A 1,126-nucleotide genomic window follows, 5' to 3' on the forward strand; every position below is an offset into this window, starting at 1 on the left:
TCTTTTAAAAAAACTAATTACGTGGGTATGAACTTGAAATTAAAATTTTTTAAGCTCGCCATTTTAAGTCTGGCTATTACATCAGTTCCTTGTGCTTACGCAATTACGCCAGCGCAACCAAACAAAATTTTGCATGTTGCCTATGAGGCCCCAGATGATGGCTTCGATATGGTCAAAACCACCAATTTCTATAGTGCTAATATTGCTGAGGCAATTTTTGAGCCTTTACTCAAATATGACTATTTAGCACGTCCATTACAGTTAGTTCCCAATACTGTAGAAAGCCTGCCCAAAGTGGAACAAGACGGTAAAGTTTATATATTTAAAATTAAGCCGGGTATCTATTTTACCAATGATCCAGCTTTTAAAGGTAAACGCCGTGAGTTAGTGGCTGAAGACTACGTCTATACAATTAAACGTATTTTAGACCCTAAAAATAGAGCGCCTTCTGTTTCTTTTATTGATGGTAAGTTACAAGGTGCCGATGCGGTTGTAGCTCAAGCAAAGAAAACTGGAAAATTTGATTACGCTGCTCCAATTGCAGGGCTTAAAGCGATTGATCGATATACTCTACAATTTACTTTAACTCGCCAAGACTTTAATTTTCCTTATATTCTTGCCTATATTACTTTTGGTGCTGTTGCTAAAGAGGTTGTTGACTATTACGGTGACCGTATTGGTATGCATCCCGTAGGTACTGGTCCTTATATGTTAAGTAAATATGTACCGAGAAGTAAGGTCGAGTTAGTTGCTAATCCTGATTATCGTGGTTTTGTCTGGAATTTTAAGTCAACAGGAACACCTTGGGATAACCAACTTGTTAAGGAAATGTCTGGAAAGAAAATGCCACAAGTTGGCAAGGTGGTGGTCAGTATTATTGAAGAAGAGCAGTCACGATGGTTAGCTTTTCAGTCTGGACAACTAGACTTTGATAAACTCACAGCGAATGCTGTTCCTCAAGCTTTAGATGGAAATCAGCTTAAAGCTTCTTTTAAGAAGAGAGGAATTAAGCACTATCCAAATAAGGATCCTGAGATTACCTATACTATGATGAATATGCGGGATCCAGTGATCGGTGGTTTTAGCCCAGAAAAAATAGCGCTTCGTAGAGCAATTACTCTGTCAT

Annotated in this window: 1 protein-coding gene; it reads left to right on the forward strand. The window is 38.2% G+C overall.

Translation table 11 applies throughout. From position 1 onward, the window contains the following. Positions 1-21: 21 nt before the first annotated feature. A partial coding sequence (locus VXQ92_RS20075) for an ABC transporter substrate-binding protein (protein WP_416682969.1) occupies positions 22-1,126 on the forward strand: 1,105 nt, incomplete at its 3' end.

It is taken from the genome of Acinetobacter sp. 228 (assembly GCF_048147885.1).